Here is a 13,794-nt window from a genome sequence, read left to right as displayed (position 1 = left end):
ATAAGATAAATAGATCTAGCTAGATCTGCGATCGCATTTTATCCGCCCCTATGAGTACAACCCCTGATTTCCTGAGCCACCTTAACCCTTCCCAACTTCAAGCCGTTGAACATTTCTGTGGTCCCTTGTTAGTTGTTGCTGGTGCCGGGTCTGGCAAAACCCGAGCCTTGACCTATCGTATTGCTAATCTGATTCTCAAACACAAGGTCTCACCAGAAAATATCTTAGCGGTGACGTTCACTAACAAAGCCGCACGGGAAATGAAAGGGCGGATTGAGCAAATATTTGCTCAGCAGCTGGCGGAACAGAAGTATGGTCAAAGGTTGGAGCTTCTGCCAGAAGACCAACAAACTCAGTTGCGATCGCGTGTTTACAAAACTATCACCAAACCGTTGTGGATTGGCACCTTCCACAGTCTGTTTGCTCGGATTCTCCGCTTCGATATCAATAAATATCAAGATGATCAGGGACGGAAGTGGAATCGGAACTTTTCCATCTTTGACGAATCCGATGCCCAGACCCTGGTTAAAACCATTGTCACTCAAACCTTAAATCTTGATGACCACAAATTTAACCCCCGTTCTGTGCGCTATGCCATCAGCAATGCCAAAAATCGTGGTTTTTCTCCCCAGCAGTTTGAGCTAGAACAGTCGAATTTCCGGGGACGAGTGATTGCTGATGTCTATAGTCACTACCAAGAGCAATTAGCTGCTAACAATGCTTTGGACTTTGATGACCTCATCTTAGTGCCAATGAGGCTATTCCAACAGAATGAGTCGGTCTTAAGCTACTGGCATCAGCAATTTTATCACATTTTAGTGGATGAGTATCAAGATACCAATCGGATTCAGTATGAACTGATTCGCTTATTGACTACCAATGGCGAAACTCGAAAGAGTCAGTGGGATTGGCAGAATCGCTCAGTTTTTGTAGTAGGGGATGCAGACCAGTGTCAGCCACCAGGTACTCAAGTACTCACTACTGAAGGATATGTTCCCATCGAAGCACTAGACCCAAATCAACATCGGTTAGTCAGCTATAACCCTCATTCTTCCGCAGTAGTTGGCAGAGTGAATGGTTATCGTTTCAACAAAGCCAGTCGTCCTTTTAGTGGGCATCTGATTGAGGTAACGGTTGATAGCCAAACTACTCGCTCCACACCAAACCATCGATGGCCAATCCGGTGGAATCAGCAAGCTAAGAAAAAGACTCATGTTGTCTACCTAATCCGCCGAGGTCAGTGGTACCGAGTCGGATGGTGCAAGCTATTTAAAAGCGATGGTGGATTTCAGTTAGGCTATCGAGCCAGGGTTGAGAAAGCAGATGCCGCTTGGATTCTCGTGGTAACCGACAATCGGACAGAAGCTTCCTTCAAAGTGTCTTATATTGCCGCACGCTATGGTATTCCCACTGCCCCGTTTGAACCAATTAATGGTGCCACTGAGTACACTCGTCAGATGCTGGAGCAGTTATTTAATGCACTGGGTGATGTGTTACCAGAACGGGGGATTTCCTGTCTTCAAGACTTTGGACTCGACCCAAACTACCCCATTTACAGCCCTGACATTGCCTATCAAGGCGGAAGGGGTAAAAGTACTATCGAGCTAGCAGCGATTAATTTATTACCAGAACTGATGGATATAGCTGTCTATCAGGGTGGCAAAACAGTGGCTTGGAAACCAATTAGGATTCAGCGTCAGGAATACAGTGGCTTGGTGTATAGCCTAGACGTAGAGAAGCACCATGTCTACTTTAGCGATGGATTGCTTACTCATAACTCTATCTACAGTTTCCGAATGGCAGACTTCACCATCCTTCTGGGTTTTCAGCAAGACTTTGGTGATGGTTTACCAGACCAAGATACTCGCACTATGGTCAAGCTAGAAGAAAACTATCGCTCTAGGGAAAATATTCTTCAAGCTGCTAACCACCTGATCGAAAATAATACCCAGCGGATTGATAAAGTTCTGCGAGCAACACGGGGTATCGGGGAAAAAATCTATTGTTTTGCCGCTGATGACGAATTGGAAGAAGCTCAGTTTGTAGTCAGTCAAATTATCCAACTAAAACGACAAAATCCAGAACTGGATGGCGGCAGTTTTGCTATTCTTTATCGTACTAATGCTCAATCCCGTGCCTTTGAAGACGTTTTGATCAGAGCGGATATTCTCTATACTGTAGTTGGTGGGTTAAAGTTCTATGACCGTAAAGAAATTAAAGATGCTCTGGCTTACCTCAGAGCGATCGCAAACCCATCCGACACTGTTAGTCTATTGCGCATTATCAATACTCCTCGACGAGGTATTGGACAAACTACCATTAACAATCTGGTCACAGCTGCCCAAGAATTAGGAGTTCCATTGTGGGAAATTCTCAGTGATGAAACCTCAGTTCATACATTTGCGGGAAGGTCAGCTAAAGCGGTCAATAAATTTTCTCAGCTTATGTCTCAATGGCAGGAGCAAATGGAAAACCGAACAGCATTAGAGATTCTCAAAGGGATTATGGAAGAGTCTGGTTATATTGGCGATTTAAGAAACAAAGGAACTGAAGAAGCTGAGAATCGATTGGAAAATATTGTAGAATTGTTTAATGCAGTCCAGCAATTTCAAGAAGAAAACGAAGAAACGAGCTTAGAAGGGTTTCTTGCTAATGCAACTCTTGCCTCTGACATGGATAACCTCGAAGAGGGGAAAAAAGCAGTTTCTTTAATGACCCTTCACTCTGCTAAAGGGCTAGAATTTCCGATTGTCTTTCTAGTCGGCCTAGAGCAAGGACTGTTTCCTCACAGTCGTAGTCTTAGGGATCCTGTCGCGTTGGAGGAAGAAAGGCGTTTGTGTTATGTAGGGATTACTCGCGCTCAGGAACAACTGTTTTTGTCCCATGCTCATGAGCGCCGCTTTTATGGGAATCGGGAACCAGCTAACCCTTCTCAGTTTCTCAAGGAGTTACCCTCAGACTTAATTGACAGTAAAGTGGGCATGTTTTGATAGTCGAGTCGGTACTTGATACTTAATACTTCATCTTAGACAGATGCCTTGGCAATTTCCTCAAAGACTAACCCAATCCCTAGGAGCAATCATAATTCTCCTAGGTTGTATATTAGTAGTTGGAAAGCTACAGCAACCCCAACTCAATGCCCTCAAACAAAGCTCCAAAAACACCTCACCTGCAGACCTCCAGCGAGATGTAGAAGCAACACAAGTGTATCTCAATCTCCTTGAGAGACTACCTACATTTGGCTTCGATAATGTATTAGCTGACTGGGTATTTCTGAATTTCCTTCAGTACTTTGGTGATCAAGACGCTCGCCGAATTACTAGCTATCAGCTTAGCCCAGAGTACTTTGACATTATAATAAACCGAGACCCCAAATTTTTAACCGCCTATTTCTTTCTATCTAGTAGTAGCTCCTTATATGCAGGAATGCCAGAAAAATCCGTCGCCTTAATGGAAAAAGGACTCCAGTCACTATCCCCTAAAGTTCCTCCTCAGTCTTATTATGTGTGGCGTTACAAAGGAATTGATGAATTATTATTTTTGGGTGACCCTAAAGCCGCCCAACAATCCTTTGAAAAATCAGCCGATTGGGCAAGTCAATCCCCTGATGAACAAAGTCAAAACATTGCTGAAATTTCCCGCAACACTGCTGAATTTATAAGGCGCAATCCTACTAGTAAGATAGCTCAAGTAAGTGCTTGGTCAATGGTGTTAAATAACTCCCCTGACCCTCGCACTAGCAAAATCGCCATTAGTAGAATTGAAGCCCTAGGTGGTAAAGTTATCATCACACCAGAAGGAGCAGTTCAAATTAAACTGCCCCAGACAGATTAATAGTGTTTATTGTTTAAGGTTAGAAGGTTTAAGGTTAGAAGGTTAGAAGGTTAGAAGGTTTAAGGTTAGAAGGTTGAAGGTTGAAGGTTAGAAGGTTAGAAGGTTAGAAGGTTAGAAGGTTTAAGGTTAGAAGGTTTAAGGTTGACGACTCGGATATCGCCATTACCCATTACCCATTACCCATTACTAAAAAGCCGACACTAATGTCTATCAACATGGCTATATAATTGCTATTAGTAACTGATTTAGTAATAACCCTACACTAAAACCTGTTAGAGAAACCCCACAGATAATCCAGAAAGCCTGCCATTCACCGTATCCTTCTGTTTGAAGATCTAATCTGGTTAAGGCAGCAGCAGCAATCAGCACCAGGATACGGCTAGAATAATGAATCCAGCGCAGGATGATAACGCCTAGGAAAGAGCTGAAAATTACGGAAACAAAAGCTTTGGTATCAGATTTCATCCAAGTCCCGTACAATTTTCTAATCTGATACACTGGAGCAGTTATAGCCAAAGCCATCAACAAGATATAAACTGCTCCAATCAGCCAGAGCCATACCGATACCTTAAATAAGGAATGATGTGATCCTGATGTAGTCTGTTCTACCCAACTCAATTCCTGACATTCAACAGATATCATCCAGCCAAAAATACTATGGCTTAACAGAAGAATTGATAATGGAAGCCAGGGTAGTTTTTTGATTAACCACATGTAATTTAAAGAATCCCACGACTACAATGCGTGGGATTTGAGGTCATTAATCATTAGTCTTTTGTTAATTGCTAATTGCTAATTGTTAATGGTTAATTGTTAATTTACCATTGACAATTAACCATTGGCTATTTTTAGATGACCAATGACTAATGACTAATCACCAATGACTTAGGACTAATGACTTAGGACTTAGGAGACATTGCTTGAATAATGTAATCGAAGTAGGGACCTGTCAGGTCAGCATCCTCATCGGTTAGGATTCCCAAAGATGCCTCTTTTAAGCAATTTATCGCTTCTGACATCCCTGCCATTGGCACACCTAGGGCATTATACATTTCTCTTGCCCCGATGATACCAATGTCTTCAATAGGTTTCTGATCACCAGCAAGTACACCATAGGTGACCAACCGCAAGTACCAACCATAGTCCCGTAAACACTGATTCCGTTCACGCTGACCATAGGCATTGCCTCCTGGTGCTATGAAGTCAGGGCGTTTCTGCCACAGCTGACTGCTGGCTTTTTGTACAATCTTTTTTTCATTTTCCGACAGGGTGGCAGCAATGCGCAATCGCTGCTCACCACTTTGCAAAAAATCATTGATACTTCTGAGTTCACCAGAGCTGAGGTATCTCAGCTCGTCGTCGGCTTTGAGAATGACTTGACTAACTACACTCATGTTATTAGTTTATGGAGTTTTTTATTGAGTTACTCAGGCGATTCATCCCAAGCTAAATTACAGATTTTAGCTCGGGACTTCTTGCCAGAACTTTTAATTAGTAGTTTACCGACTTTGGGTGACACAACGGAAGGGCATTGGGCATAAGATCAACAAATAGAGCAAAACCCATGCATGCTTGCATCGATAGTCTCTTTCCCCTCTTACCCCATCCTTTACATTCCCTTGAACTATCCGTTGCCCCCTCTTGCCATCTCAAGCTGGCATTACAACAAAACTATCAGGATTTACGCAAAAACGCTATAACTACTAGGATACCTTAATAATACACCCTACAGGTAGCGACGGGTGCGCCGACCTGAGGGGGTTTCCACCATGAGCGACTGAATCCGATATCACTACTCCCTACTCCCTACTCCCTGTTCCCTTTGCTATATAATGCCAATGATGATAACTAATCAGCCCAGCCCTGAGTGTTGGCAACAAGGTCAACTGATTGAGGTAATGATTACAGACCTCAGTGATAGTGGTGATGGCGTTGGACGCCTAGGAAATCGGGTCGTTTTTGTTCCGGATACTGTCACAGGGGATAGAGCTTTGGTGCGCCTGATGCGGGTCAAACCTAACTATGCCACTGGTAAGTTAAAGCAACTGTTAGTGGAATCCCCTAATCGTGTTCGTCCCAGATGTATCGTCGCGGATAAGTGTGGTGGTTGTCAATGGCAGCATGTTAGCTGGGATTATCAGCAGTTGGCTAAGCAAAATCAGGTGATTCAAGCCCTCAAACGCATTGGTGGATTTAGCGAACCCGCCGTAGCACCAATCTTAACCACAGATTCTCCCTTGGGCTATCGAAACAAAGCTACCTATCCCCTCAAACGCTCAGCAACGGGTTCAGTTCAAGCGGGTTACTACCAAAAAGGTAGCCACCAGCTGATTAATCTTAATCAATGCCCCGTGCAAGACCAGCGATTGAATCCTCTGCTAGGGGAAATTAAGCAGGATATTCAGCAATTGGGTTGGTCGATATACAACGAAAGCCGCCACCAAGGACGATTGCGTCACCTTTCGTTACAGATTGGACAACGGACTGGCGAGATGTTGCTGACCTTGGTCACAACGGATCTGAATTTAAAAGACTTGGATGTCCAAGGGCAAACTTGGCTAAATCGTTATCCCCAACTGGTTGGTGTTTGTGTGAATCATAACCCCCACCGCAGTAATGTCATTTTTGGTTCCCAAACCTATTGTGTTGCCGGTCAGCCATACTTGAGGGAGAACTTTGCTGGTCTTGAGTTGCGGCTGCGACCAGATACGTTTTTCCAAGTTAATACTGAAGCGGCTGAGGTTTTGTTAAACCTAATCATTAAACAGCTAGCCCTGAAGGGGGATGAATGTGTAGTTGATGCTTACTGTGGCATTGGGACGTTTACTCTACCCCTTGCTCAACAGGTAAGCCAAGCTATCGGTATTGAAGTGCAAGCCGCATCAGTAGAGCAAGCTGAGCAAAATGCCTTGAACAATCGGATCACTAATGTGAAATTTCAGGCGGGATCAGTTGACCAGTTACTCCCCCATTTGACTATAGCCCCAGATATTGTAATACTTGACCCACCCCGTAAGGGATGTTCTCCAGCAGTGATTGACATCCTCAGGCAAGTGGCACCAAAACGGATCGTTTATATTAGCTGTAAGCCAGCTACCCTAGCACGAGACCTCAAACTCCTTTGCCTCAACGGTTACTACCAGTTAACCCACATCCAACCTGCTGACTTCTTTCCTCAAACCTCCCATGTAGAATGTGCTGCTTTTCTCGAGCACTGATATTGGCGTTGCCCAATTGTGGAACACCCAAGCATCATCCCTGATTGGTGATGGGGAATTATTGGTGATGGGGAATTGGCAGCTTACCCAACGGTTGCACGGCCATATAAATAGTTTCTTTATGTATAGTCTTTATGTATAGTCTCAATTATCTACATCAATTATTTACCTATTTGACTGGTATTTCATGAGGAAATTACCCAGAAGGGTCTGGTCTGGGCGAAAATTTTCTGATACTATAGACGTAGGGAATCAGAAATAAACAAGGTTACAGAATATGAGTAACGCTAAATGGCTATTATAGCGCTGTTTAGGCATTTTTGCCATTGAGCTGATAGGTAAAGCAGCGACATTAGTGAAAAACCTATTGAACTAATTAACAGAATAATTAACCATATAGAGGTTGTAGTTTAGCTATGCTAGCAGGAATCTTCATGTTTGAATATAGAAGCCAACCTCAAGAAATCGAGAGTTCCTAGTCCAGTTCTCCCTGAGCACGATTCAGCCGTGCTTAGGGGTAAACCGATCAAAATCAGGTATCTAGCCTCCTATTATATCAAGTCCACCAAAAAAAAGCTAGGGGTTTCTTGAGTGATTGCCACATCTTTGAGTCCGGCTGAGTGCGGTTGGGAAACGGTTAGCTTTGCTTCTACCCTTTACCTTTGCCCGATCCTCGATTTGCTTCTTGAACAAATTCCCAATAAATGGCAACCGGAACTCCGGCTGGGATTACAAGAAGCATTAGTGAATGCAGCAAAGCACGGTAATAATTTAGACCCAAGTAAGACCGTAGAGGTTCAATTTTCAGTAGTCAATGGTGAATATTGGTGGGTAATTTCAGATGAAGGGTCTGGTTTTACCCATGGTGACGACCAAGAGACTACCGACGTTAGCCTACCCTGCGATGAATCAGAAAGCGGTAGGGGCATGAGCCTCCTTCACCAAATCTTCGATCAAGTCCTCTGGAATAACCAGGGAACGGAAATTAGGCTTTGTAAACAAGTGAAGCATCCCTCTAAGCGCCCTCTATTTTCCTAATCCCCTATTTCCCTAAGGGTGGCGTTTCCCATGAGTTGGACACGGGGGAGCTGAAATAGAGCGGTCTAGCCATCCAGAGGCTTGGCGCAATCGTTCAAGGGCTTCTTCTGGATGTTCATTGAGCAGAAATACCAAAGCAGCAGCAGCCTGCTCACTGGCTCGGGCTGAGCGATTAGACTTGAGGCGATGCCAATCATTGGGTCTGATCGCCAAACGCTCTGCTAAGGCTTGAGCCAATTCCAGAGTGCTAGGTTCGATCTTAGCATCAGTTTTGGGGAATTGGATGGATTCAGGCATTGTTTTTTGAGTGCTGAGTGGGGGAGTGTGTCAGTGCTGACTAACTCCCAACTATTTTAACCTAGGATTTAGGATTGCTATATGCCTCCAGAATCGTTTGATTCATCTTACCGTAATTCAGCAAAAAATAGAGAGGATCAACAAGATGTTGCTGAGTTTGAAGAGGAATTGGGTCAGATAGAGCGATCGCTTAATACTCTCAAGAAACGTTATACTCAGGTGCAGCGGGATCAGCGACAGCAAGCTCAACTCCAGGAGCGTCGAGAGCAAGTTAGGAAAGACTTGCGCAAGACTAAAAGTAATCAGACTAATAGTAATAAGACTAAAACTACTAATACTAAAACTAATCGACAAGCCCTAAAGGCTGAGTTAAGGCAAATCCAGGAACAACTGGAAGTCCTGGAGCTGAATTTAGAGAGTCAGTTGTTTTCTTGGCATAGTCTACGGGAACCGTTTTGGCATGGGGTGCGCTTTGGGGGATTGGGTTTGGTGATTGGTTGGATACTTAGGTCTTGTGTGAGTTAGTTACTTGTTGACAGTTGTTCTTGTGTGCCTAAAGCTAAATTCCTAATCCTCGTATCGAATAATCCAGTAACTCCATCGGATGCATTAAGGTAATGTCTTTTCGTTGCAGCTTCAAATGCTTCTTGATCTGCAATGAACAGCCTGGATTCGGGGAAGCAATCAACTCTGCCCCAGTATTCAATAAATTATTCACCTTTTGTTGTCCCAGCTCATCCGCTACTTCCGGTTGCAGCATGTTGTAAACTCCAGCACTACCGCAACACAAGGCGGCATCCATCGGTTCCCGTAAAGTCACTCCTGGAATTTGCCGCAATAACTGTCGCGGTTGTACACTAATCTTCTGTCCATGTAATAGGTGACAAGCATCCTGATAGACAATAGTCAATGGCTCATCCCTAAGCGGTGAAAGGGTTGCAGTTAGTCCCACACTAGCTAGAAATTCCTGGGCATCCCTCACCTTACCCGCAAATTCCTGAGCTTTTTGGGCATACTCGGGGTCATCTTCCAGGATGTGACCATACTCCTTCAAGGTATGACCGCAGCCAGCAGCATTAATAATGATGGCATCAACTTCTGTCCCCTCAAAACTATCAATCATCTGTCGTGCTAAGGCTTGAGCTTGCTTGGTTTCTCCTTGGTGTTCTGGCAAAGCGGCACAACAGCCCTGAGTTTTGGGAATCACCACTTCACAGCCATTGGCGGTCAACACCCTGACTGTTGCTTCATTCACTGGGGAGAAAAACAACCGTTGCACACAGCCAAGTATTACCCCTACCCGGTAACGCTTCTTACCCACAGCGGGAATAACATCGGGCAAATTATCCCGAAACGACTCTAGAGTAACTTTTGGCAGCATTGACTCCATGGCTGCTAACCGAGGAGATAGCAGTTTGAGCCAATTCGTAGAACGCACTAATTTCTGCACGCCCAAGGTCTGGTAGAGATATAAAGGAAACAATAATGAACGCAATCGCCCCGGATAGGGAAACAAGCTAAAAATTAGCTGTCTAAACAGGGAATCTGGAAAACTACGAGGCTGATTTCGCTGAACTTGATGACGAGTGGCGGAGATTAGCTTATCGTACTCAACCCCAGACGGACAAGTTGTCACACAAGCCAAACATCCCAAACAAGAATCAAAATGTTGTGTGCTCCCCTCGGCCAGGGGAGCTTCCCCTTGACTAATTGCATTCATTAAATAGATCCGACCCCGAGGGGAATCCATCTCTTTGCCAAGCACCCGGTAACTTGGACAGGTGGAAAGACAAAAGCCACAATGAACGCAGGAATCAATCAATTCCTGCTTGGGCGGTTTTTCAGCATCAAAACCATTTTGCTTATTCGTGGTTAGTTGTTGGATATTGGTCATTTTTAAAGGTTTAAGGTTGTAATGTTGAAGGTTTAAGGTTTAAGGTTGTAATGTTGAAGGTTTAAGGTTGGAAGGTTTAAGGTTGTAATGTTGAAGGTTGAAGGTTTAAGGTTTAAGGTTTACTGGTGAATGGTGATTGGGAATTTATCATTTATGATTGATATAGCGTTTATGATAGTTATAAGATACTTTCAAGTTTTTTACCCCGACTCCCGACTCCCGACTCCTGACTCCCGACTCCCGACTCCCGTTCCCCTCCTGGGAGGGGAACGGGGTGGGTTCCGACTCCCTAAAACCCATAAATCAAATTCCTCCAATAAATCGACCAGGACTTAAAACATTTTCTGGGTCAAACTTTTGTTTAATTCCACGCATTACCTCTAATCCATTACCTTGATATCCCCAAACATCTAACTCCTGCTTCAAGGTTATGGGAGCTTCTAATACTGTCATAAATCCTTGTTCAGTTTTACAAAAATTGCGCATAGTTTTAATCATTTCTGAACTAACTGCTTGGGATTCAAACCACACTTTCCCTAAGCCACTTCTAACATGAATCAATCCCAATCCTCCTAAGCTTTCCAAGGTGTTCAATGTCTTAGCCGCAGCAGTTGGTAATACTCCTATTTTGCAGACAATTGTTGAGGATTGTCCCAATTTACCAATTGAGTTTGCCAATGATTCCCATAGACTGGTGTCATCCCCGTTACTATAAAAACTATTCCGTAACCCTAACTGTTCTGCAACTGACTGTATTCGAGCACATTGCTCCTTGACACTGTCTGCTACACTTTGGAACCTTACCATCAATCCCATCTCCTGACCAATCCCTAATTCTGTGACTAACTTAGGGGATAATAAGTCTAGTGCTGTGGGAGTCAAGGCTGAGGCTAATACTGTTTTTACAGCTGAGGCAATTCCATCCATTTCACCTGTCAACACAATAGTTTCTGCTGCTTGTGGTATTGGATATAGCCGAAAGGTTGCCTGAGTGATAATTCCGAGGGTGCCATAGGAGCCAGTAAACAGCTTCATCAAATCATATCCAGCGACATTCTTTACCACTCGACCCCCGGCTTTAGCGATTTGTCCATCACTGCGGACAAAGGAAATGCCGAGCAACATATCCCGAACCCCTCCATAGCGTTGACTTAGGGAGCCACTGTCTGCGGTAGCAATAATACCTCCAATGGTTGCTTCTTGGGGATTAGCTGGATCTAATGCTAGAAATTGACCGGTTTTTGATAAAATTGCTTGTAAGTCAGCTAATTTCACTCCGGCTTCTACGGTAACTGTCAAGTCTCCTACGGCGTGGTCAATGATTTGGTTTAGGTGCTTGGTACTAACTACCACATCAATGTCTTTACCGATACCTCCCCAGCCTAATTTACTGCCGTTACCACAGGGGAGGAGATGATAATGTTGGGAATGAGCTAGACCTATGACTTGGGCTAGTTGCTCGGGTGTGCTAGGGTAAATGATACTCTTGGGAAGGGTGTCGGGAGCAATGGCTGGTTTGATTCGCTCTTGCCAGCTTGGGTCTAGGTTTTCCCAGGTGTAGATATTGGAATTTTCGACAATTGGTTCGAGGGTTGAAGCGATCGCATTCATAGAAGTTGAGGGGGTTTGTTGATCAGATTGTGGGATAATCCATATAGTAATCGTAAGGGATTGGTGAACAAAAACAGATCCTGATCGTCTTTCCTATCAGCTTATAACTGTGTGTTAGAGCTACAAACAGTACAGCGAACCTTTATTGAGAGAAAGCGGAAATGTCTGTCAATTATGCTGATTCCTATTGGCAATATCTCGAAAGTGCTGGTCTGAATCTGGATTCAGAGGCTTTATCTACTGTAGAGACCAGTATTGAAAGTACGTCTTGGGATAATCCGACTTCTGCTATAGAATTGAACAACTGTGCTGTAGTAGCATTAATTGAAGCTGAACAATGTGAAAACTCATCCCTACGTGCCATGTATCTGGAGATGGCTTTTGATGCTTTGAATCAGGGAATTGAGTTGTCTGGTCATCCCCTGTGTGCTGCTCATTTAGCTCTAGTTTTCGCCATGACTGGAGAAATGGAGCAGGGGATACAAACAGCATTTCCAACGTTAATTAATACCCTACATCCTGCTGATATTAATGAGCAATCCATTCCTCTAGGACTAGTTTATCTACCTCCTGGAAATGACTTTACAGATAATCGGTATGAGCAATTGGCTCACATTCTAGATGCTGAGGATGGCTACGCTCAATCAATTTTTTTGTTAAGTGAGGTTTTATGTCGCTCACAATTGGTATTTTATAATGCTACGGGATTGCGATTTCTCCATCTTGCTGTTCAACTATTCTCCGATTCCCCCTCTATTCATTTAAAGTTGGGAATTGCTAGCCTGATCAATAGTCAATGGGAAGGATTATTTAATTTACACCAGGCTAAAAATTTGGCTCCATATTCTGCTAGGATTATACAATCCCTATACCTCGCTTATCGAGATTTAGGACAGATAGACTTAGCTAAGTATTGGCGAAATATGGGGCTAGCTAGGGCTGGCGAGATTAAGGACGAAAATTCGGATTTAATCGGGTTTGAATGGACTGAATTGGAGGTTGAAAGTCCATTTACTTATGTGACCTTTGAAGAACAGTTACTATTAGCGGTTGAGCCAAGTCTCCGGAGTTTGGTGACAAGTGTGTTAATTGCTCAAGGAGACTGGTTTGAAAAAGAAATGGAGTTTTGGCGCAACTGGCTCCAACCTGGAATGACTGTTATTGATGTTGGTGCTAATGTGGGAGTCTACACTTTTAGTGCTGCTTTACGAGTAGGACCAGAAGGGTGTGTGCTAGCGGTTGAACCGTTTTCTGGTTGTGTTCGTTGTTTAGAAGAAACCTGTACTATTAATCAGTTAGACTGGGTGAAAGTGTGTGCAGGAGCAGCTAGCGATCGCAATGGTACAGCTCAACTGGCTCTTCATGGTGCTAGCGAACTTAATGAAATTGTTTCTAGTGATGGAGAAGGAACTGTAAAATCTGGTAGTTTTGAGGAAGTTTCCTGCTTTACTCTGGATAGTTTGATTGAGCAAGAAGCTATTAGCAAGGTTGATTTGTTGAAAATTGATGCAGAAGGTCACGAACTGCAAGTTTTAGCAGGGAGCAACAGGATTTTAACGGAATTTACCCCAACGATACTGTACGAAAATATTGCAGGGAGTCGGGGGAGTAACCTAGCTGTTGCTGATTTTCTCATATCCAAGAACTATCAACTATATCAATATCAGCCTTACCTAGGGCAGCTAATTCCGATAAATTCTAGGGAGGATTTACAAGGAAGACTGAATATTATTGCGTTGCCTGAAAATATAGCAAGGGAAGAATAGTTGAGGATATAGTATTTGGGTTTCAAGGGAACAGGGAACGGGGAACAGGGAACAGTGCTAATATTTGATTGTTTCGGTACTTCAATTCATTGTTATCACTTCCGTTATTAATTTTTTGGTACTGGTGGAATATGTT

General features: G+C 43.7%; 15 protein-coding genes. 10 read left to right on the top strand and 5 right to left on the bottom strand.

Annotated features, from left to right (window positions below; all coding sequences use genetic code 11):
• Positions 1–50 precede the first annotated feature (50 nt).
• Positions 51–2,990, top strand: a complete 2,940-nt coding sequence (locus F6K51_RS00965; RefSeq protein WP_293017407.1) for a UvrD-helicase domain-containing protein — start codon at positions 51–53, stop codon at positions 2,988–2,990.
• 43 nt (positions 2,991–3,033) lie between these two features.
• Positions 3,034–3,834, top strand: a complete 801-nt coding sequence (locus F6K51_RS00960; protein WP_293017406.1) for a hypothetical protein — start codon at positions 3,034–3,036, stop codon at positions 3,832–3,834.
• Positions 3,835–4,053: 219 nt separating this feature from the next.
• On the opposite strand, the gene F6K51_RS00955 is transcribed toward F6K51_RS00960, so the two are convergent.
• The gene (locus tag F6K51_RS00955) at positions 4,054–4,476 is read right to left on the bottom strand and encodes a hypothetical protein (RefSeq protein WP_293017405.1); all 423 of its coding nucleotides are present in this window, start codon (positions 4,474–4,476) and stop codon (positions 4,054–4,056) included.
• A 257-nt stretch (positions 4,477–4,733) separates the two neighbouring features.
• On the bottom strand, positions 4,734–5,228 hold the full coding sequence (apcD, locus tag F6K51_RS00950) for an allophycocyanin subunit alpha-B (RefSeq protein WP_075902771.1): 495 nt from the start codon (positions 5,226–5,228) through the stop codon (positions 4,734–4,736).
• Between the two features lie 24 nt (positions 5,229–5,252).
• Here apcD and F6K51_RS00945 point away from each other — a divergent pair, with 24 nt between their 5' ends.
• From F6K51_RS00945 to F6K51_RS00925, 5 genes are all read left to right on the top strand, one after another.
• Entirely contained in the window at positions 5,253–5,375 is a 123-nt protein-coding gene (locus F6K51_RS00945) for a hypothetical protein (RefSeq protein WP_269087059.1), read from the top strand.
• Between the two features lie 23 nt (positions 5,376–5,398).
• Positions 5,399–5,551: a hypothetical protein gene (locus F6K51_RS00940; protein ID WP_293017404.1), complete on the top strand. Its 153-nt coding sequence runs from the start codon at positions 5,399–5,401 to the stop codon at positions 5,549–5,551.
• 115 nt (positions 5,552–5,666) lie between these two features.
• Positions 5,667–7,052 carry a 23S rRNA (uracil(1939)-C(5))-methyltransferase RlmD gene (rlmD, locus tag F6K51_RS00935; RefSeq protein ID WP_293017403.1) on the top strand — a complete coding sequence of 462 codons (1,386 nt, stop codon included), beginning with the start codon at positions 5,667–5,669 and terminating at the stop codon, positions 7,050–7,052.
• Positions 7,053–7,068: 16 nt separating this feature from the next.
• Entirely contained in the window at positions 7,069–7,194 is a 126-nt protein-coding gene (locus F6K51_RS00930) for a hypothetical protein (RefSeq protein ID WP_293017402.1), read from the top strand.
• 449 nt (positions 7,195–7,643) lie between these two features.
• Positions 7,644–8,090, top strand: coding sequence for an anti-sigma regulatory factor (locus tag F6K51_RS00925; RefSeq protein WP_293017401.1), 447 nt, complete (start codon positions 7,644–7,646; stop codon positions 8,088–8,090).
• Positions 8,091–8,102: 12 nt separating this feature from the next.
• Here the strand turns inward: F6K51_RS00925 and F6K51_RS00920 are convergent, their stop codons facing one another.
• On the bottom strand, positions 8,103–8,387 hold the full coding sequence (locus F6K51_RS00920) for a DUF6439 family protein (protein WP_293017400.1): 285 nt from the start codon (positions 8,385–8,387) through the stop codon (positions 8,103–8,105).
• Between the two features lie 81 nt (positions 8,388–8,468).
• Between F6K51_RS00920 and F6K51_RS00915 the strand changes: the two genes are divergently transcribed.
• A complete protein-coding gene (locus F6K51_RS00915; RefSeq protein ID WP_293017399.1) occupies positions 8,469–8,912 on the top strand; it encodes a DUF2203 domain-containing protein in 444 nt (147 codons plus the stop codon).
• 34 nt (positions 8,913–8,946) lie between these two features.
• Here F6K51_RS00915 and F6K51_RS00910 read toward each other — a convergent pair whose 3' ends face one another.
• Entirely contained in the window at positions 8,947–10,281 is a 1,335-nt protein-coding gene (locus tag F6K51_RS00910) for a heterodisulfide reductase-related iron-sulfur binding cluster (protein ID WP_293017398.1), read from the bottom strand.
• Between the two features lie 171 nt (positions 10,282–10,452).
• Between F6K51_RS00910 and F6K51_RS00905 the strand changes: the two genes are divergently transcribed.
• Positions 10,453–10,617 carry a hypothetical protein gene (locus tag F6K51_RS00905; RefSeq protein WP_293017397.1) on the top strand — a complete coding sequence of 55 codons (165 nt, stop codon included), beginning with the start codon at positions 10,453–10,455 and terminating at the stop codon, positions 10,615–10,617.
• Here F6K51_RS00905 and F6K51_RS00900 read toward each other — a convergent pair.
• On the bottom strand, positions 10,585–11,892 hold the full coding sequence (locus F6K51_RS00900; RefSeq protein WP_293017396.1) for an FAD-binding oxidoreductase: 1,308 nt from the start codon (positions 11,890–11,892) through the stop codon (positions 10,585–10,587). The two genes, F6K51_RS00905 and F6K51_RS00900, sit on opposite strands and share 33 nt — an antisense overlap.
• A gap of 161 nt (positions 11,893–12,053) precedes the next feature.
• Between F6K51_RS00900 and F6K51_RS00895 the strand changes: the two genes are divergently transcribed.
• Complete coding sequence (locus F6K51_RS00895; RefSeq protein ID WP_293017395.1) at positions 12,054–13,658, top strand: FkbM family methyltransferase; 1,605 nt, start codon at positions 12,054–12,056, stop codon at positions 13,656–13,658.
• The last annotated feature ends 136 nt before the right edge of the window (positions 13,659–13,794 follow it).

Source organism: Moorena sp. SIO3I8 (assembly GCF_010692325.1).
In the GTDB taxonomy this organism is placed as follows: Bacteria; Cyanobacteriota; Cyanobacteriia; order Cyanobacteriales; family Coleofasciculaceae; genus Moorena.
The sequence above is the reverse complement of the archived record's forward strand: the minus strand, read 5'-3'. Positions and strand labels throughout refer to the sequence as shown.

Bases quoted from the DNA above. Each gene is read 5' to 3' on its own strand.
- F6K51_RS00910 (WP_293017398.1), bottom strand. From the start codon at position 10,281: ATGACCAATATCCAACAACTAACCACGAATAAGCAAAATGGTTTTGAT.
- rlmD (WP_293017403.1), top strand. From the start codon at position 5,667: ATGCCAATGATGATAACTAATCAGCCCAGCCCTGAGTGTTGGCAACAA.
- F6K51_RS00900 (WP_293017396.1), bottom strand. From the start codon at position 11,892: ATGAATGCGATCGCTTCAACCCTCGAACCAATTGTCGAAAATTCCAAT.
- apcD (WP_075902771.1), bottom strand. From the start codon at position 5,228: ATGAGTGTAGTTAGTCAAGTCATTCTCAAAGCCGACGACGAGCTGAGA.
- F6K51_RS00940 (WP_293017404.1), top strand. From the start codon at position 5,399: ATGCATGCTTGCATCGATAGTCTCTTTCCCCTCTTACCCCATCCTTTA.
- F6K51_RS00905 (WP_293017397.1), top strand. From the start codon at position 10,453: ATGATAGTTATAAGATACTTTCAAGTTTTTTACCCCGACTCCCGACTC.
- F6K51_RS00915 (WP_293017399.1), top strand. From the start codon at position 8,469: ATGCCTCCAGAATCGTTTGATTCATCTTACCGTAATTCAGCAAAAAAT.
- F6K51_RS00965 (WP_293017407.1), top strand. From the start codon at position 51: ATGAGTACAACCCCTGATTTCCTGAGCCACCTTAACCCTTCCCAACTT.
- F6K51_RS00955 (WP_293017405.1), bottom strand. From the start codon at position 4,476: ATGATATCTGTTGAATGTCAGGAATTGAGTTGGGTAGAACAGACTACA.
- F6K51_RS00960 (WP_293017406.1), top strand. From the start codon at position 3,034: ATGCCTTGGCAATTTCCTCAAAGACTAACCCAATCCCTAGGAGCAATC.
- F6K51_RS00895 (WP_293017395.1), top strand. From the start codon at position 12,054: ATGTCTGTCAATTATGCTGATTCCTATTGGCAATATCTCGAAAGTGCT.
- F6K51_RS00920 (WP_293017400.1), bottom strand. From the start codon at position 8,387: ATGCCTGAATCCATCCAATTCCCCAAAACTGATGCTAAGATCGAACCT.